At 63.0% G+C, this 18653-nt stretch carries 18 protein-coding genes; 8 read left to right on the top strand and 10 right to left on the bottom strand.

Annotated elements, in window-relative coordinates; translation table 11 throughout:
- Positions 1 to 80: 80 nt before the first annotated feature.
- Positions 81 to 779 carry an orotidine-5'-phosphate decarboxylase gene (pyrF, locus tag LIY36_RS08990; protein WP_017734306.1) on the bottom strand — a complete coding sequence of 233 codons (699 nt, stop codon included), beginning with the start codon at positions 777 to 779 and terminating at the stop codon, positions 81 to 83.
- Positions 780 to 1038: 259 nt separating this feature from the next.
- Here pyrF and LIY36_RS08985 point away from each other — a divergent pair, with 259 nt between their 5' ends.
- Together LIY36_RS08985 and LIY36_RS08980 are read left to right on the top strand one after the other, a co-directional pair.
- A complete protein-coding gene (locus LIY36_RS08985) occupies positions 1039 to 1803 on the top strand; it encodes a response regulator (RefSeq protein WP_192298848.1) in 765 nt (254 codons plus the stop codon).
- Positions 1803 to 2840: a sensor histidine kinase gene (locus LIY36_RS08980; protein WP_226455466.1), complete on the top strand. Its 1038-nt coding sequence runs from the start codon at positions 1803 to 1805 to the stop codon at positions 2838 to 2840. Before LIY36_RS08985 ends, LIY36_RS08980 begins: the two co-directional genes overlap by 1 nt.
- Positions 2841 to 2970: 130 nt before the next feature.
- Here the strand turns inward: LIY36_RS08980 and LIY36_RS08975 are convergent, their stop codons facing one another.
- From LIY36_RS08975 to LIY36_RS08935, 9 genes are all read right to left on the bottom strand, one after another.
- Entirely contained in the window at positions 2971 to 4032 is a 1062-nt protein-coding gene (locus LIY36_RS08975) for an AI-2E family transporter (protein ID WP_226455465.1), read from the bottom strand.
- Between the two features lie 72 nt (positions 4033 to 4104).
- Positions 4105 to 4923 (bottom strand): DUF4892 domain-containing protein, encoded by an 819-nt coding sequence (locus LIY36_RS08970; protein ID WP_226455464.1) that lies wholly within the window; start codon positions 4921 to 4923, stop codon positions 4105 to 4107.
- Positions 4924 to 5025: 102 nt separating this feature from the next.
- Positions 5026 to 5880 carry an alpha/beta hydrolase gene (locus LIY36_RS08965; protein WP_226455463.1) on the bottom strand — a complete coding sequence of 285 codons (855 nt, stop codon included), beginning with the start codon at positions 5878 to 5880 and terminating at the stop codon, positions 5026 to 5028.
- Positions 5877 to 6680 carry an alpha/beta fold hydrolase gene (locus LIY36_RS08960; protein ID WP_192298843.1) on the bottom strand — a complete coding sequence of 268 codons (804 nt, stop codon included), beginning with the start codon at positions 6678 to 6680 and terminating at the stop codon, positions 5877 to 5879. The genes LIY36_RS08965 and LIY36_RS08960 overlap by 4 nt, the downstream gene beginning before the upstream one ends.
- A 97-nt stretch (positions 6681 to 6777) precedes the next feature.
- The gene (locus tag LIY36_RS08955) at positions 6778 to 7221 is read right to left on the bottom strand and encodes a hotdog fold thioesterase (RefSeq protein ID WP_192298842.1); all 444 of its coding nucleotides are present in this window, start codon (positions 7219 to 7221) and stop codon (positions 6778 to 6780) included.
- 31 nt (positions 7222 to 7252) lie between these two features.
- Complete coding sequence (locus LIY36_RS08950) at positions 7253 to 8902, bottom strand: AMP-binding protein (protein ID WP_226455462.1); 1650 nt, start codon at positions 8900 to 8902, stop codon at positions 7253 to 7255.
- A gap of 85 nt (positions 8903 to 8987) precedes the next feature.
- Positions 8988 to 9437 carry a phosphohistidine phosphatase SixA gene (sixA, locus tag LIY36_RS08945; RefSeq protein WP_226455461.1) on the bottom strand — a complete coding sequence of 150 codons (450 nt, stop codon included), beginning with the start codon at positions 9435 to 9437 and terminating at the stop codon, positions 8988 to 8990.
- Complete coding sequence (locus LIY36_RS08940) at positions 9434 to 9781, bottom strand: DUF4389 domain-containing protein (protein WP_192298839.1); 348 nt, start codon at positions 9779 to 9781, stop codon at positions 9434 to 9436. The genes sixA and LIY36_RS08940 overlap by 4 nt, the downstream gene beginning before the upstream one ends.
- A gap of 10 nt (positions 9782 to 9791) precedes the next feature.
- On the bottom strand, positions 9792 to 10817 hold the full coding sequence (locus LIY36_RS08935) for an NAD(P)H-dependent glycerol-3-phosphate dehydrogenase (RefSeq protein WP_192298838.1): 1026 nt from the start codon (positions 10815 to 10817) through the stop codon (positions 9792 to 9794).
- A gap of 195 nt (positions 10818 to 11012) precedes the next feature.
- Here LIY36_RS08935 and LIY36_RS08930 point away from each other — a divergent pair, with 195 nt between their 5' ends.
- The 6 genes from LIY36_RS08930 to LIY36_RS08905 all read left to right on the top strand — a co-directional run bounded on the left by LIY36_RS08930 (position 11013) and on the right by LIY36_RS08905 (position 18611).
- Positions 11013 to 13133: a TonB-dependent receptor plug domain-containing protein gene (locus LIY36_RS08930; RefSeq protein ID WP_226455460.1), complete on the top strand. Its 2121-nt coding sequence runs from the start codon at positions 11013 to 11015 to the stop codon at positions 13131 to 13133.
- A gap of 1 nt (position 13134) precedes the next feature.
- A complete protein-coding gene (locus LIY36_RS08925) occupies positions 13135 to 14064 on the top strand; it encodes an ABC transporter substrate-binding protein (RefSeq protein WP_226455459.1) in 930 nt (309 codons plus the stop codon).
- A complete protein-coding gene (locus LIY36_RS08920; protein ID WP_226455458.1) occupies positions 14061 to 15962 on the top strand; it encodes an ATP-binding protein in 1902 nt (633 codons plus the stop codon). The genes LIY36_RS08925 and LIY36_RS08920 overlap by 4 nt, the downstream gene beginning before the upstream one ends.
- 248 nt (positions 15963 to 16210) lie before the next feature.
- Entirely contained in the window at positions 16211 to 16726 is a 516-nt protein-coding gene (gene fabA / locus LIY36_RS08915) for a 3-hydroxyacyl-[acyl-carrier-protein] dehydratase FabA (protein WP_010211704.1), read from the top strand.
- Positions 16727 to 16737: 11 nt separating this feature from the next.
- Positions 16738 to 17958, top strand: a complete 1221-nt coding sequence (gene fabB / locus LIY36_RS08910; protein WP_226455457.1) for a beta-ketoacyl-ACP synthase I — start codon at positions 16738 to 16740, stop codon at positions 17956 to 17958.
- Between the two features lie 236 nt (positions 17959 to 18194).
- Positions 18195 to 18611, top strand: coding sequence for an OsmC family protein (locus tag LIY36_RS08905; protein ID WP_226455456.1), 417 nt, complete (start codon positions 18195 to 18197; stop codon positions 18609 to 18611).
- Positions 18612 to 18653: the final 42 nt, after the last annotated feature.

Raw genomic sequence — 18653 nt, 5'->3', positions numbered from 1 at the left:
ATCAGTCAACCCGAGGTGATGCTATCGCAGGCAAGCCAGCTCCCACACAAGCCCGCTCCTACCGTTTAGATCGGTGATGGTCAGGCGATCTCAGCGACGACTGCCGCCAACGCCTTGGCCGGATCGGCCGCCTGGCTGATCGGACGGCCGATCACCAGATAGTCGGAACCGGCATCTAACGCCTGGCGCGGAGTCAGGATGCGACGCTGGTCGTCCTGGGCGCTGCCCGCCGGACGAATCCCCGGGGTCACCAGTTGCAACGACGGGTGTGCGGTCTTCAGTGCCTGGGCTTCCAGCGCCGAGCACACCAAACCATCAAGGCCGGCTTTCTGTGCCAGGGCTGCGAGGCGCAGGACCTGCTCCTGGGGCTCGATGTCCAGGCCGATGCCGGCCAGGTCTTCGCGTTCCATGCTGGTCAGCACGGTCACACCGATCAACAACGGTTTGGGGCCGCTGCGCTGCTCCAGCACTTCGCGGCACGCGGTCATCATGCGCAGGCCGCCGGAACAGTGCACATTGACCATCCACACGCCCATCTCGGCCGCGGCTTTCACGGCCATGGCGGTGGTGTTGGGGATGTCGTGGAATTTCAGGTCGAGGAACACTTCGAAGCCTTTGTCACGCAGAGTGCCGACAATTTCTGCGGCGCAGCTGGTGAACAGTTCCTTGCCGACCTTGACCCGGCAAAGCTTCGGGTCCAACTGGTCAGCCAGCTTCAGTGCGGCGTCACGAGTGGGGTAATCCAGGGCGACGATGATAGGAGTCTGGCAGACGGACATTGGAATGGGCTCTCAGGCAAGTCGAAATCGGCGCGGATTGTAGCGCAAGCGGCGCCGTTGCGGGATCCGATGATCGGTAAATACTGACAGAGCGCATGGCAACGGGCATTTCAGCCAATTATTTCAAAGCTGATACATTCACGACATGCCTGCAACACGCCCCACGACTAGCCTCGCCCGCACGACCCACCGACCAGCACTTCCAGCCATGGGGCTGGGCGCCTATGCTGACCGCAACGACCAGGCAGATGATCGCACTATGCATACCTCTCCCGTCTCTACGAATGACGAGCACAAAGGCGCGGTGACCGCCGATGACAAGCGCTGGAACACCCGTGCGCTGATTGTCGACGACGATGTGCCGATCCGCGAACTGCTGATCGACTACCTGGCACGCTTCAATATCCTCGCCACCGGCGTGACCGACGGCGCGGCCATGCGCGTGGCGATGCAGGCCGAAACCTTTGATGTGGTGGTGCTCGACCTGATGCTGCCGGGCGAAGACGGCCTGTCGTTGTGCCGTTGGCTGCGTGCGGAATCGGACATCCCGATCCTGATGCTCACCGCCCGCTGCGAACCCACCGACCGCATCATCGGCCTGGAACTGGGCGCCGACGACTACATGTCCAAGCCGTTCGAACCGCGCGAACTGGTCGCGCGCATCCAGACCATCCTGCGTCGGGTGCGCGATGACCGCACCGAACAACGCGCCAACATCCGCTTCGACAACTGGCGCCTGAACAGCGTGCTGCGCCAACTGGTGGCCGATGATGGCCTGGTGGTGCCGCTGTCCAACGCCGAATTCCGCCTGTTGTGGGTATTTATCGAACGCCCGCGCCGGGTGTTGAGCCGCGAGCAACTGCTGGACGCTGCCCGTGGCCGCTCCATCGAAGCCTTCGACCGCAGCATCGACTTGCTGGTCTCGCGCCTGCGCCAGAAACTGGGCGATGACCCAAAAGCACCGCAGTTGATCAAGACCGTGCGCGGCGAGGGTTACCTGTTCGACGCGCGGGACATCGGTTGATGCGCGCCCCCTTCAATACGCTGTTTGGGCGACTGTTCGGCGTATTGCTGGTGGCGATCATCCTGGCCCACGTGTTGGCGATCGCCTGGTTCCGCCACTACGGCCCGCCACCGCCGCCGCCCCAGGAGACCTTTGTCGAACAGCCGGACGGCCGCATGGTGCCGCTGAACAAGGAACATCGCCGCCCCTGGTTTGGCGGCCCGGTGGTGCCGCTGACGTTCCAGTTCATCTCACTGATCATTGCCGCCTGGTACGGCGCCAAGCTGCTGAGCCGGCCGATCCAGCGCCTGAGCGAAGCGGCCGAACGCCTGAGTCTGGACCTCGACAGCCCGCCCCTCGACGAGTCCGGGCCACGTGAAGCGAAACAAGCGGCATCGACCTTCAACCTGATGCAACGGCGTATCCGCGAACAGGTCAGCCAACGTGCGCGCATGCTCGGCGCCGTGTCCCATGACCTGCGCACGCCGCTGTCGCGCCTCAAGCTGCGCCTGGAGCAGATTGAAGACCCCAAGTTGCAGGGCCAGATGCGCCAGGACCTCAACGACATGATCGGCATGCTCGACGCGACCCTGAGCTACCTGCACGAGCAACGCACCAGCGAGACCCGGCATTGGCTCGACGTGCAGGCACTGGTCGAGTCCATGAGCGAGAACGCCCAGGACCAGGGCTGCGACGTGCAATTCGCCGGCACCTGCGTGCCGTTGCAGGTGCAGCCGATGGCCTTGCGCTCGTGCCTCAACAACCTGATCGACAACGCGTTGCGCTACGCCGGCACGGCGCGGGTGGAACTGGAGGACAGCCGCGAGGCCCTGATCATCCGCGTGATCGACCACGGCCCGGGGATTGCCGCCGATCAGCGTGAGACAGTGTTCGAGGCGTTCTATCGCCTGGAAGGCTCGCGCAACCGCAACTCCGGCGGGGTCGGCCTGGGCATGACGATTTCCAGGGATGCGGCGGAGCGCCTGGGCGGGCGCCTGAGCCTGGAGGAAACTCCAGGGGGCGGGTTAACCGCAGTGATGTGGCTACCACGGACCTAGCAGGCTGGCGCAGGCCAATAATGTGGGAGCGGGCTTGCTCGCGAAAGCAGCGTGCCAGTCAACACATCTGGTGACTGAACCACCGCCTTCGCGAGCAAGCCCGCTCCCACACTGATCTGCACTCGCTAGGTTACAGAGGCTTGTCTTCCCGGCGGCTTTGGGCCTGGGTCGCACTCCAATCCATCAGCAAGCTATACGCCACCGCCAACAACGTCGGGCCGATAAACAATCCGATAAACCCAAACGCAATCAGGCCGCCGAACACCCCAAGCAGCACGATCACCAACGGCAGGTTGCCACCTCGGCTGATCAGGTACGGCTTGAGCACGTTGTCCACGCCGCTGATGATGAACGTACCCCACCCCCCCAGAAACACCGCATAGGTGTAGTCGCCCTTCCACGCCAGCCAGGCCGTGGCCGGGATCCACACCAGCGGCGGCCCCATGGGGATCAGGCTGAGCAGGAAGGTGACGATGCCCAATACCAGCGCGCCCGGGACCCCGGCGATCAGGAAGCCAATCAGCGCCAGCAGGGCCTGGGCGGCGGCGGTACCGATCACGCCGTTGACCACCCGCTGCACGGTGCCTGCCACCAGTTCGATGTAATAGCCCGCACGCTCGCCGATCAGGCGCTCCAGCAAACGGTGCACGAACATCGCCAGGCGCGGCCCGTCACGGTAGAAAAAGAACACGAACACCAGGCTCAGGGTCAGCTCCAGGATGCCACCGCCAATCTGCGCACTTCGCGCCAGCAACCAGTTGCCGACCTGGCCCAGGTAGGGTTTGAGCGTGACCATCAACGCGGCGCCCTGCTGGTCGATGCTGTTCCACATCGCTACCAGCCGCTCACCGACAAAGGGAATCGAGCCCAGCCAGGTCGGCGCCTCGGGCAGGCCATCGACCTGAATATCCTTGATCAGCGCCACGGCATCGCGCACATGATCCGCCAGGTTGAACCCCAGCCACACCAGCGGCACCGCCACCAGCAGCATCCAGCCCAGGGTCAGGATGCCGGCGGCCAGGGATTCGCGGCCACCCAGCACGCGGGTCAGCAAGCGCATCAGCGGCCAGCTGGCAAACGCCAGCACCGCGCCCCAGAACAGCGCCGACCAGAACGGCGCCATGACCCAGAAGCTGGCACCAAACAGCACCAACAGCAGGATTTGCACCAGCAGGCGATCGTTATTGAGCATGGGGTATCTCTAGAAAAAGGCGTTAGGAAGACAGCTTAGGCGAACGGCGCGGGGCCGTTCGCCGGGGAACGCCTAGCGTATCAGATGCAGGTGCAGGCCCTTGGCAGCGCCGGTGCCGGATTCCAGGCGCGCGGCGCGTACGCCGCTGTCGATCAGGCCCTGGCGCCAGGCTTCGGCCGTGGGCCCGGTCAAACTCACACGCAACGTGGTGTCGAGGTTGAGTCCGCGGGAAATCAGGGTCAGCCAGGTGGGGTCGGGCTCGGCGCCCAAGGCCGGGAAGTCCAGCTCGCCGGTGCTTTTCAGTTCACGCAGCAAGGTGGCCGACGTGGGCAGCAGGACGCCCAGTGGCGCGCTGGCGTCCAGTTGCTCCACATGCAGGTAGGCACGCCGGTTGCCACGGGTAATGCCGTACAAGGCGATCAGGGCATTGTCTTGCGGGGCGGCCAGACGCAGGAGCAGGTATTCCTGCTGGCCATCAGCACCCACCAGCTTGGCGTTGCCGAACACTTCATTGGCCCACAGGCTGCTTTCGCCGCAATCGCGGGCCTGGCACCAGAACAACAGCTGCGCGCCCTTCGCCTGCAACGCTTCGCGGGTCGCGGTAAACGCGGCGCTGGAGCTGTGCTCGGCAGGCAATTCATAGGTAATCGCGGTGGCTTGGCCGCGTGCGGTGGCCTGGCCTTCGTAGCGCAACTGGCCGCTGATCTTGCGGATCGCGCCCATGGGGTAGATACGCTCCTTTTCTTCGGCGGGGCGGTAATCGACGATCTGTGCATCGATTTGACGGGCTACGGTGGGCAGGTCCTGGCTTCCCGGCACGTCGGCGGCGAATACCAATGGGCTGAGCAGGCTCAGCCCGAGGATACGGATACAGCCGTTGCGCACGCTCATAGGATCAACGAGCCGTGGCCAACGGAGGTCATAGCAGTGTTGAGATGGTTCATGGTTGACTCCCTTTCAATCCGCCCAGCCTCGGCAGTTGACCACGCCAAGTCAAGGCGTGGAGAAGAACCGATTGAAACAGTCTGCAACAAGAGCGGCGCCGGGCGCGTCATTCAGGTGCAAATGATGGCCGCCCGGCAGTGTGGTTACGGTGAAGGGTAGCTGGGAAAGCAATTCCGGATGTTTCGCCAGCATGCCGTCGGCAGCCACCACCAACTGCGTAGGGCACGCCACCCGCCGCACGAAAGACATGGCTTGTTCATCCGTCAGGCGCATCGGCGAGGTCAGGGTCAGGCGGCTATCGGTGCGCCAGGTGTAACCGCCCGGCACCGGCATCAAACCGCGCTGGGCCAGCAGTTCGGCGGCTTCACGGCTGACGGCGACCACGCCTTTCATGCGCGCTTCCACAGCGCGATCCAGGCTGCCGTAGACCGGCTTGCGCTTGTCCTGCAGGTTCATTTGCGCCAGCAGCGCCATGCCCAGGCGCTCGGCGGCGTGCTCGCCACTGGCGGTCGGCGGGATCACGCCGTCGATCAATCCCAGATGCGTCACGCGCTCAGGCAGCGCGCCGGCCAGCACCAGGGAGACGATGGCGCCGAGGGAGTGGCCAAGTAATGCAAAACGTTTCCAGCCCAATTGTTCGGCGACTTGCAGCACATCGTGGACGTAATCCCACAAGGCATAACCGGCCCCGGCTGGACGATGCGCCGAATGCCCATGCCCGGCCATGTCCAACGCCACGATGCGCAAGCCCTGCAACTGCGGCGCCAACCGTGCAAAGCTGTTGGCGTTGTCCAGCCAGCCATGCAGGGCGATCACCGGCAAGCCGTCTTCGGGACCAAACAAGTGAGCCGCCAACTCGATATGGGGCAGGCTCAGGCGCACTTCCTCGACTGGCGTACTCATGCGCAACTGCGCTCGCGGGCCTGCCAGCGGGCGAACAGGTTCTTGATCAAGGTCGCAGTGTCCTGGGGACGTTCCAGCGGGAACATATGGCCGCCGGGCATGGTGAGCATTTCGCCCATGGGCATGCGGTCGACGCCGCTGGCGTGGTGACGCATCACCACGCGGCTCTGGCGCCCACGCACCACTGCCAGCGGCACTTTCAACTGGCGGACCTGGCCGGGGCTGGTGTGGGGCACACCGCGGTAGATGCTGATTTCGGTGGCCGGGTCGAAGCGCAAGCGCAGGCGATCGCCCACTTGCTGCAAGCCGTGTTGCAGGTACGCGTCGAAACATTCCGGATCAAAACCGCGAAACAGGGTCTTGCCCGCGAAGTAGCTGCGTGCGCTGTCCAGGTCGTGGAACTCTTCTCGCCGGCCCAGGGTGCGCCCGGCCGGGGTCAGGCGGTCGATGAAGCCAAAACGCTTGGCCGCGCGGATCACCCAGCGGTCGGCGCGGGTCAGCACGGGCGAGTCGAGCATCACCACACCGCGATACAGCTGCGGGCAGCGCATGGCCGCGTGCAGGTGCAACACACCGCCGAGGGAATGACCTACGCCCCATACCGGCTCCGGCTGTTGCTCCAGATGATGGATCAATTCGTCCACCAGGTTCTGCCAGTTATCGTCCACCGGAAACCTGGGGTCGTGACCGTGCTGCGGCAAATGCGCCACCGCATACTCCGGGGCCAGAGCGGCAAACAACTTGCCGTACGTAGCCGAAGGGAAACCATTGGCGTGGGCAAAAAACACGTGCTGCGACATACCGGATCCATCTGACTGAACAGAAATCGATTGTCACCACGCCCGGCCACAACAGCAATGACTGTAACTGCCAGGAATGATGACACTCACGCCACGCCTATCGCGCCGGCGGCTGCTCGCCCAGGGGCACCACGGCCATGGTCAGGCGCGAGACGCAGCTGGTTTTGCCTTCATCATTGGTCAAGCGGATGTCCCATACCTGGGTGGTACGCCCGATGTGGATCGCTCGCGCCACCGCCGTGACCCGCCCGTTGCGCACACCGCGCAGGTGGTTGGCGTTGACCTCCAGGCCCACGCAATAGAACTTGCTGGCATCGATGCACAGGTAGGCCGCCATGGAGCCGACGCTTTCCGCCAGTACCACCGAGGCGCCACCGTGCAGCAGGCCATAGGGCTGATGGGTGCGCGGGTCGACCACCATGCTGGCCGTCAGGGATTCGTCGTCGAAGCTTTCGAAGCGAATATCCAGCAGTTCACCGATGGTGTTTTTCTGGATCGCGTTGAGTTGTTCGATGTTCGGTTGGGTGCGCCACAAGCCCATGGGAGTAGTCCTTGTCTGTTTTATGATGAGCCTAATCCTGCCACAGAACCGATTCGGAACGCTCGCTCCAGGTTTGCAAATGTGCACCGTAAGTCGATTCGATCACGCTGCGCTTGATCTTCAGGGTCGGCGTCAGGAACCCGTTCTCCACTGCCCAGCTGTCCTTGACCACCACCAACTGGCCCAGGCGCTCATGTTTATCCAGCGCCTGGTTGACCTGTTCCAACCAGCGCTCCAGGCTGGCGCGCAGGGTTTGCCGGTCGAGGTCCAGCGTCGACAGCACGCACAAGCCTATCGGCGCGCCCAGGCCATCGCCGACCACGCACACCTGCTCGATGTGCGCGTGTTCGGCCAGGCGGTTTTCAATCGGCGCCGGTGCCACATATTTGCCTTTGCTGGTCTTGAAGATTTCCTTGAGCCGCCCGGTCAGGCGCAGGCGGCCGTCGGCATCCTGCTCGCCCTTGTCGCCGGTACGCAGAAAGCCGTCGGCAGTGAGGGTCTCGGCGGTTTTCTCGGGGTCCTTGAAATAGCCGAGCATGGTCGCGCCACTGCGCACCTGCACTTCGCCCGAGGCGTCGATGCGCACTTCAACCCCAGGGCACGGCAGGCCGATCCAGCCGATTGTCTGCTGGCCGGGACGACACACATGGGAGTAGCCGCAGCTCTCGGTCATGCCGTACACCTCCAGCACATCCAGGCCCAGGCGCTGATACCAGCGCAGCAGCGCTTCGGGCACGGGCGCCGCACCGGACAGGGCAATGCGCAACTGATCCAGGCCGAGGCCTGCCAGCACTTTATGGCCGATGCGCTTACCGATAAATGGCAGGCGCAACAGCAAGTCGAGGCGTTTTTGCGGGATCTTGGCGTAGACGCCCAGCTGGAATTTGGTCCAGATACGTGGCACGCCAAACAACGCCGTCGGCCGCGCCCGGCGCAGGTCAGTCAGAAACGTATCAAGGCTTTGCGCGAAAAATACTGTTTGCCCGGTATAGATGGCCGCCATTTCCACAAACATCCGTTCGGCCACATGGCACAGCGGCAAGTACGACAACAAGCGGTCGCCCTCCCCCAGCCCAAATAATTCAGTGCCGCGCGTGGCCGCGAACCCCAGGGCGCCGAAGCTGTGCATCACACCCTTGGGCAAGCCGGTGGTGCCGGAAGTATAGATGATGGTCGCGAGGTCCGACGCCGCAGGCGTGGGGTTATCCTGGATCGGCGAGCAGGCCTGCAAGTCGGCCCAGCGGAAATCGAAAGCGCCCACCGGGCATAGCGGCAGGCTGATGGTCGGCACCCCCTTCGGCACGCCCGGTGCCATCGCGGGCCAGTCGTCCAGCTTGCCGATAAACGCCAGCGCTGCCTCGGAGTGCGTCAGCACATGGGCGACGGAATCGGCGGTGAGGTTGGGGTAAAGGGGGACGCAGACGTGCCCGGCCATCCAGATCGCCAGGTCGGCAATGATCCAGTGCGCGCAGTTTTTCGAGATCAGGGCAATGTGCGAACCGTGGGGCAACTCTCGGGCGCGCAGCCAGTGCGCGGCGCAACGGGCCTGATGGCCCACCTCGGCCCAGGACAGGCGTTGCACTTCGCCGCCGCCGACCGGCTGCACCAGGAAAGTCTGGCGCGGATGGCGCGCTTCGCGTTCAAAGAAGACCTGCAACGGCAAACGAAAAGCGACGGGCATGGGACGCGCTCCTGTGTGGTCCGATCATAGCCAACCAAGCACTTGCTTGGTTGACTATATATCACACACAAAGCAGCGATCCATCCTACGGATTCTTGACGCTGACCAGGCTCATCAGCCCCGCCAGCGGAAAATCCCCTTCCAGTTCCGCGAGGCTTGCAGTGTGCATCGGTTGCGGCTGGCGCTGATGGCCGTGTTGCAAAAAGCTGATCAGGCTGCCCACCAAAGGCTGGTGGCTGACCAGCAGCACATTGTCATCCGTGTCGAGTTGTTCGAGCACCTGCAACGGATTGCCCTCGGGGGTCAGCCACGGCACCGTACGGATCTGTGGCTCAAAGCCGAGCGCCTGGCGCACCAGCTGCGCGGTCTGCTGCGCACGCACATAGGGGCTGGCGATGATTGCGCTGATGGGCTGGCCGATCAGGTGCGCGGCGCTGCGCAACACTTCGCCGCGACCGTGCTCGGTGAGATTGCGCTCGGCATCCGTGCGGGCGTGCCCTTCGGCTTCACCGTGGCGCAGAATCCACAGCTTCACAGTTTCGGCTCTTCATCACGCACCGGGTGCGGTGCCGGCGGCACGCTGTGGGCGGCTTCGCCCTCGGGTGCGCGCGGGGTTGGCCAATCGGCGAACGGCCAGGGCTTTTGCTCGGTATGGAAGCTGCCGAAACGGCCGATCTGCGCAAGGAACTGGCTGAGGCTATCGCCAAAGTTCATCAGGCCCAGGTTGGGCGCGCCGTAGATCAAGCGGTAGATCAACTGCACCACCACCAACGCGCCGAGCAGGAACTGCGCGACTTGCCACACCAGGGCAAACACCAGCATCCACAGGATGCGCAGGACAATGGATTCGTACTTGGGCGCTGCTTTCGGATCGTTCATGACGCGTTCCTCAGTTGAAACCACTGGTGGAAATAAAGTCGACATCGGTTTTCGGTTCGGCGCGCATCAACAACTCGATCACCTGGTTCAAGGTGCGCCCTTCAAACAGGATCGCATGCAACCCGGCAACCAACGGCATGTACACCCCGACTTCCTGGGCCTTGGCCTTGAGGACCTTGAGGGTGTTGACGCCTTCGGCCACTTCACCCAGGCGCGTCACCGCGTCTTCCAGGCTCAAGCCCTGGCCCAGGGCGAAACCGACTTGGTAGTTGCGGCTTTTCGGCGACGAGCAGGTGACGATCAAGTCGCCCACGCCCGCCAGCCCGAGAAAGGTCATCGGGTTGGCGCCCTGGTTGACCGCAAAGCGGGTCATCTCGGCCAGGGCGCGGGTGATCAGCATGCTCTTGGTGTTTTCGCCCATGCCCAGCGCCACCGCCATGCCGGCGATGATCGCGTAGACGTTTTTCAACGCACCGCCCAACTCGACGCCAAACCGGTCGCCACTGGCGTAGACGCGGAAGGTACGCCCGTGCAACACCGCCTGCACGCGCTCGCACAGCTCTTCGTCTTCACTGGCGATGACCGTGGCGGTCAGCGCGTGTTCGGCGACTTCCCGCGCCAGGTTCGGCCCGGACAGCACGCCAATACGCGCCTGGGGAGCGATCTCGGCGAGGATTTCGCTCATCAGCATGAAGGTCTGCGCCTCGATGCCCTTGGTCAGGCTGACCAGCAGCTTGCCCGCCAGGCGCTCGGCGTGGGGCGCCAGTACCGTGCGCAACGCGCTGGACGGCAGCGCGACGAAGCACAGGTCGCAGTCCGTCAGGGTCGCCAGCAAGTCCGTCACCGGCTCGACCGCCGGGTGGATCTTGATGCCTTTAAGGTAACGGGGATTTTCGCGGTGCACCCGGATGGCTTCGGCCTGCTCGGGATCACGCATCCACTGGCGTACCACGTGGCCGTTCTCCGCCAGCAGGTTAGCCACGGCGGTGCCAAAACTTCCGCCTCCAAGGACCGCAATAGGGCGCTGTTCAGTCATATGCAATCCGTTAATCCATACCAATGGCGATGGCCGCATTATACGGGGCGACCCGCTTGCGGCCAGCCCCCGTGTCAATTCGTTCACATGTCGGAAAATGCCACACCCGTGTGAAGTAATTGCAAGTCCTACGACTGGCAAAAGGCCCGACCTCAGTTAACATGGGCGGCTATCCGTCATTATCAAGGCCGTTCCGTGTATTTGGGCCCTCCTCCCCGTTCATCAGTGTTGTGGCTGCTGCTGTGCAGCGGCGCGGCCATGGCCGACGATCTGTTCCTCGACAACCAGCCGTTGCCGCAGGTCCTGACCGCGACGCGCCTGAAGCAATCGGCGGCGGCCGTGCCGGGCAGCATGACCGTGATCGACAGCGAGTTGATCAAGGCCAGCGGCGCGCGGGACATCAGCGAGCTGCTGCGCCTGGTGCCGGGGATGATGGTCGGCTACACCACCGGCAACCAGGCGGCGGTGAACTACCACGGCACCAGCGCCAGCGATGCGCGACGCATGCAGGTGTTGATCGACGGACGCTCGGTGTACCGCGCAGGCCTGGCGACCGTGGACTGGAGCGACATTCCAGTGGCCATGGAAGACATCGAGCGCATCGAAGTATTCCGCGGCCCCAATACCGTGAGTTACGGCGCCAACGCGCTGATGGCGGTGGTCAATATCCTCACTCGCTCGCCGGCCAACAGCCAGGGCACGCGGGTCAAGGTCATCCGTGGCGAACGCGGGATCAACGACTTCTACGCTAGCCAGGGCGTGCGCTGGGACACTGGCGACTTGCGCCTGTCGCTGTCGGGGCAACAGGACGACGGCTTTGACAGCGATGCCGCCGGCGCCGACCGCCGTGACAGTCGCCGTCTCAACCGCTTCAGCCTGGCCGTGAGCCAGACGTTGAACGCGCAACAAAGCATCGACTGGCAGCTGAATGCCAAGGAAGGGACCAACCAGCGGCCCTACACCTACATGCCGGTATTCGCGGGGATCACCGAAGGTGGCGACAATTCGGACGTCACCGCCAAGGACTACGCCGGCTCCCTGCGCTGGAACTTCGATTTCAATCCCGAGCACAGCCTGTATATCCAGGGCTCTGCCCAGCAGTGGGATCGCCGGCAGATCTGGAAGGCCTGCGACGCCAAGGTCTCGTTCAGCCCGGAACTGACGCGCCTGTGGCAACTCAATCCCAATTATGCCGAGCAACTGGCACGGCACATGGACAGCTACAGCCAGGGTGTCGCCCCGCCCGGCGGCGCCGACGAGCAAGCACTGGGTAACCAGGTCCTGGACCAGTGGCGCAACGGTGCCAGCCAGAGCGTGTGCGGCGACATCAACCAGAGTACCCGTGAAAACCGCTACGACCTGGAGATCCAGGACACCCTGAGCCTGTCCGACAGCCTGCGCCTGGTCAGCGGTGTGAATTATCGCTACGACCGCGCCGACTCCGACACCTACTTCAACGGCACCCTGGACGACACCACCTGGCGCCTGTTCGGCCAGTTGGAGTGGCGCGCCAGCGAACACTGGTTGTTGCAGGGCGGCGCGATGTTCGAAGACACCCACCTCAGTGGCAGCTCGCTGACGCCACGGGTGGCGGTCAACTACCTGATCAACCCGCGCCACGGCCTGCGTGCGGTGTACTCCGAGGCAATCCGTTCGCCGGACATGTTCGAAAACAACGTCAACTGGAGCTACCGCGTCACCAACCTCAGTTCGCCGACCTACGGGCAGAATTCCGGCCAGTACTTCGTGGTGACACGCGGCCCGGGCAACCTCGACAAAGAGCTGATGCGCTCGCGGGAACTGGGCTACAACGGCTTCTTCGCCGACCTCGGGCTGAACCTCGACGTGAAGCTGTTCTACGACGAGATCACCGAGATGATCAGCTCGCCGCTGCGCAACAACCAGTACATCGCCAGCAACGCCAACAGTTCGCGGTTTACCGGTGCCGAATCGCAGTTCGACTGGCGCATGAGCAGCGCCGACCGCCTGCGGCTGACCTATGCTTACGTCGACGCCACCACCAGCAACCCCCGGGACAAAGCCCAGACCGCGCGTAACAGCGGTTCGGCCGGCTGGCTGCGGGAATGGGGCCAGGGTTGGTCCAGCGCGCTGTTCTACTATGGCGACGACGCACTCAATCAATATCGCTTCGAACGGGTCGACCTGCGGGTGGCCAAGCGCATTGCCCTGGGCAAAGCCAACGTGGAGCTGGCCGGCATGTTGCAACAACGCCTCGATAACCAGCCCACCACCTGGGCCGACAACAATTACGACCACCGCCACGTGCTCTACTTCAGCGCCGAGTTAGAGTTCTGACATGGGCGCACAGTCAAGGATGACCCTCCTCTCAATACTCAGGCTTTGGCGGCGCGCCCTGCTGCTGGTGTGCCTGTTGCCGAGCACGCCAGCGTGGAGTGCCGACATCCTGCTCACCGCAGCCGAAGACGGTGCCGGCGTGCAGGCCTTCGTCAACGCCCTGGCCAAAGAGCGCCCGGAAGACCGCGTGACCTTCACCCCGCTCAAGGACCTGCCCGCGCCGAGCCGCCTGCCTGCCGCCACGCACCTGATCCTGCTGGACCTGGCCGGCCTCGACTGGCGCCTGCAAGACAGCCTGGGCCCTCCAACCCTGGTGCTGCGCATTAGCCGCCTGCAAGCCCGGCAACGCCTGGGCAACCACCTTCCGGCCCGGATCAGCCTGCTCTGGAGCGACCCGCCGCTAGCGCGCCAATTGCGCCTGATCACCCACATCCTGCCCCAGGCCCGGCGCATCGGCGTGCTCTACGCCGCCGACAGCGAATTCCTGCTGCAAGAGGTGCGCGAGTACGCCAAGTCCATGGGCCTGGAGGTGGTGCCACAGCTGTGGGACAACACCAACGACAGTCGCCCGCTGCAAAACCTGTTCAAGAGCAGCGACGTGCTGCTCGGCCTTGATGACCCGCAGCTGTACAACCCGAAAACCGTGAAGAACCTGCTGTTGAGCAGCTACGCCCGGCAATTGCCGCTGGTGGGGCCCAACGCCGGGTTTGTCCGCGCTGGCAGCCTGGCCAGTACCTACAGCGATCAGGCCGATTGGCTGGCGGTGCTCGACCGCCTGCTCGACCAGCCACCGGCCACCTGGCCGCGCACGCTGTACCCGGAACATTTCAAAGTCGCGGGCAACCCGCAAGTCGCACGTTCGCTGGGGCTCGAAGAGGTCGATGAACGCGACGTCGCCGCCCGGCTGGCCGCAGGAGAAAAACGCCCATGACCTTACGCCGTCGTTGGGACATCAACACCCGCACCCAACTCATCACCCTGGGCCCGGCGCTGTTGCTGACGTTGCTGTTGATCAGTTTCTTTACCTTCGTGCGGATCCAGGACCTGCGCCAGGAACTCGACCACACCGGCCAATTGATCGCCAACCAGTTGGCACCTGCCACTGAGTACGGGGTGATTTCCGGCAACAACGATGTGCTGGAAAGCCTGTTGCGCGCGACACTGGCCACGCCCCACGTGCGTTTCCTGGAGATCCAGGACAGTGCCGAAAACATCCTGGTGTACGTCGAGCAGCCGTCGGAAAGACATGACCGCTCGCTGTCGGTCAAAGTCTTCCAGGCACCGATCCGCTTGCAGCATATCCAACTGGGCAATGACTTTTTCCAGGACAACCTCAACGAACCCAAGGCGCCGCGTGCGGATTACCTGGGCCGGGTGATCGTTGGCATGTCCAACGATGCGTTCAGCCAGCGCCAGCAGGAAATTCTGCTCAAGGCCGGCATCCTGGCGATGTTTGCCCTGCTATTCACCTTTCTGCTGGCACGCCGTCTGGCGGCGAGCCTGTCGCAGCCGATCAGCGCCATGGGCAATGCGGTCAAGGCAATCCAGCAAGGCGACTACAAAACGCCGCTGCCGATTGTCGATGACTCGGAATTGGGCGACCTGTCGCGGCATATCAACAACCTGGCCGAAGGCCTCAACCAGGCCAGCCGCGAACAGCACCAGGCCATGGCGCAGTTGATCCAGACCCGTGAGGAAGCGGAGCGGGCGAACAACGCCAAGTCGGATTTCCTGGCAATGATGAGCCATGAGCTGCGCACGCCGATGAACGGCGTGCTGGGCATGTTGCAGCTGCTGGAAACAACCGAGATGACCGAGGAGCAGACCGAGTACGCGGCACTGGCGTCCGAATCCACCGAACATCTGCTCAAGGTGATCAACGATATTCTCGACTTCTCGCGTATCGAACGTGCCGCCCTGGAGCTGGAGCATATTCCGTTCAACCTGGCAGACCTGATCAACAGCTGCGCCCAGTCCTTCCAGCACAGCGCCCAGCAACGCGGGCTGACCTTGGAGCTGCCGATTCCGGCGGGGATCGACGCGCTGCAGGTACAGGGCGATCCGACGCGAATCCGGCAGATCCTGGTGAACCTGATCGGCAACGCACTGAAATTCACCGAACACGGCACGGTGACGATCGAGCCCCAGTGGCAGGTCCTCGATCACGAGCTGTTGTGGTTTACCTGCACTGTGCGCGACAGCGGCATCGGCATTTCGGTCGAGCGCCTGGAGCTGATGTTCGATGCGTTCCAGCAGGCCGACAGTTCCATTTCAAGACGTTACGGCGGCACCGGCCTGGGCCTGCCGATCGCGCGCACCCTGGCCGAACGCATGGGCGGCACCTTGCGTGCGCAGAGCGAAGAAGGCCGTGGTTCGGTGTTTACCCTGGAAATCCCGTTGGCCATCGACCAGCAATACCTGCCGAAGATTGCCCATGACAGCGAAGGTAAAAACAGTGCCGGTGATGGCCGCCATGTGCTGCTGGTGGAAGACAACCCGGTCAACCGCACCGTGGTCGAAGCCATGCTGCGCAGCCTGGGCTTTGAAGTGAGCCTGGCCATCGATGGCGCCGAGGCGATCCGCAGTGCCGAGAGCCTGATTTTCACCGCGATCCTGATGGACTGCCGACTGCCGTTGGTCGACGGCTACGAGGCGACCCGGCAAATCCGTCAACTGCCGGGCTGCGCCGACCTGCCGATCATCGCCCTGACCGCCAACGCCTTGCAGGGCGACCGCGAAGCGTGCCTGGCCGCCGGAATGAACGATTACCTGGCCAAGCCATTCAAACGCACGGATTTGCAGCAAATTCTGCAGCGCTGGGTGCAATAGCGCCGCGCCATCAGCCAACTCCGACTGGCGTGAAAGACGAAAGTGCGGCAGTCTTAGGCACCCAAACGGACCGATAAACAGGCCCGGTTTAAAATTTCAGTGAACAAGTGTACATTCAGTGCCTTGCCGCTGTGACTTTCACTACAACGCAATAGTCTATGTGTAGGCTGCCGGTATGAAGCGTAACGCTTCAGTCGGTTCGGGAAGATCTACCCTACCCTGCCGCATGGGATTATTGAGGAGCTCGCATGACCAAACAAAACGCCTTTACCCGGGAAGACCTGCTGCGCTGCAGTCGCGGTGAGCTGTTCGGCCCAGGTAACGCGCAACTGCCCGCCCCGAACATGCTGATGGTGGATCGCATCACCCATATCAGCGAAGAGGGTGGCAAGTACGGCAAAGGTGAATTGGTCGCCGAGCTGGATATCACCCCGGACCTGTGGTTCTTCGCCTGCCATTTCGAAGGCGATCCTGTAATGCCAGGCTGCCTGGGCCTCGACGCCATGTGGCAGTTGGTCGGCTTCTTCCTTGGCTGGCAGGGTCTGCCGGGCCGCGGTCGCGCCCTGGGTTCGGGCGAAGTGAAGTTCTTTGGCCAGGTCCTGCCGACCGCCAAGAAAGTCACCTACAACATTCAAATCAAGCGCGTCCTCAAGGGCAAGCTGAACCTGGCCATCGCCGATGGTTCGGTGAGCGTCGACGGTCGCGAGATCTATACTGCCGAAGGCCTTCGGGTCGGCGTATTCACTTCCACTGACAACTTTTAAGGGTTATCCGCATGCGCCGCGTCGTTATCACTGGTCTGGGCATCGTTTCTTGCCTGGGCAATGACAAAGAGACCGTCACCGCTAACCTGCGTGCAAGTCGCCCTGGCATCCGCTTCAACCCGGAATATGCCGAAATGGGTCTGCGTAGCCAGGTTTCCGGCTCCATTGACCTGCCCCTCGAAGAACTGATCGATCGCAAGATCTATCGCTTCGTCGGCCACGCTGCCGCCTACGCCTACCTGGCCATGAAAGACGCCATCGCCGACTCCGGCCTGAGCGAAGAGCAGGTTTCCAACGTACGCACCGGCCTGATCGCAGGTTCCGGCGGCGCATCGACCCTGAACCAGATGGAAGCGCTGGACATCCTGCGCGAAAAAGGCGTGAAGCGCGTTGGCCCGTACCGTGTCACACGGACCATGGGCAGCACCGTTTCGGCCTGCCTGGCCACGCCATTTGCCATCAAGGGCGTGAACTACTCGATCTCCTCCGCTTGCGCCACCAGTGCTCACTGCATCGGTACTGCGGTCGAGCAGATCCAGTTGGGCAAGCAGGACATCGTGTTCGCCGGCGGTGGTGAAGAAGAGCATTGGAGCCAGTCGTTCCTGTTCGATGCCATGGGCGCACTGTCCACCCAATACAACGAAACCCCGGAAAAGGCCTCCCGCGCCTACGACGCCAAGCGTGACGGTTTCGTCATCGCCGGCGGCGGCGGCATGGTGGTGGTCGAGGAGCTGGAACACGCTCTGGCCCGTGGCGCGAAGATCTACGCGGAAATCGTCGGCTACGGCGCCACTTCCGACGGCTACGACATGGTTGCGCCAAGCGGTGAAGGCGCCATCCGCTGCATGCAGATGGCAATGTCCACCGTGGATACCCCAATCGACTACCTGAACACCCACGGCACCTCGACTCCGGTCGGCGACGCCAAGGAAATGGAAGGCGTGCGTGCGGTATTCGGCGACAAGGCCCCGGCCATCAGCTCTACCAAGAGCCTGTCGGGTCACTCCCTGGGCGCCGCCGGCGTTCACGAAGCGATCTACTGCCTGCTGATGATGGAAGGCAACTTCATCGCCGGCTCGGCCAACATCGATGAACTGGACCCAGCAGTCGCTGATATGCCGATCCAGCTCAAGACCGTTGAAAACGCCAAGATCGACACCGTGATGAGCAACAGCTTCGGCTTCGGTGGCACTAACGCCACCCTGGTGCTGAAACGCTGGCAGGGCAAGTAAGGTCTGTAGCTTGATTGCATGAAAAAGCCCCGACTGGTTCGGGGCTTTTTCATGGGGGTATGGAATCATGTGGCAAGAGCGCCTGCTGCAATTGCGCGAATCTGGCCAAGACGAAAACGCGATATAAACCCCTAACACAATCGCGGCGAAAGTGATTGTAGAAAACATGGAACACCCGAACGCCGCCATGCTCTATAACTGCATGACCTTCATCCTGCCCCCTTGTGAGGTTCGCCATGCCTGTTACCGTCAATACGCTCAACCACGACAACTTTCGCCACAGCCTGAACATCGACAACCACGAGCTGTTCACCGACCTGCCCAAAAGCCTGGGCGGCGATGACTCGGCGCCCTCCCCCCACGACTACTTCGACGCCGCCCTGGCCTCGTGCAAGGCATTGACGGTCAAGCTCTATGCGCAAAAGAAAGACATCCCGCTCACCGGCGTGACCGTGGAAGTCACCCACGACGCAACTGAAGAGCAGAAAGGCAAATACAAGCTCAACGTCAAGCTGACCCTCAAGGGCGTGCTCACCGACGCCCAGCGCGATGAACTGCACCGCGTGGCCGACCGCTGCCCGGTGCACAAGCTGATGACGACGGCCGAGATCAGCATCGACACGAAATTGTCCGAAGGCGCGTTCAGCCAGTAACAGCAACATCCTCCCGAGCGGGTTATGCTCAACGGCATCCAA

Origin of the sequence: Pseudomonas sp. AF03-9 (genome assembly GCF_020515815.1) — a bacterium.
Taxonomy (GTDB): domain Bacteria; phylum Pseudomonadota; class Gammaproteobacteria; order Pseudomonadales; family Pseudomonadaceae; genus Aquipseudomonas.
The sequence above is the reverse complement of the archived record's forward strand: the minus strand, read 5'-3'. Positions and strand labels throughout refer to the sequence as shown.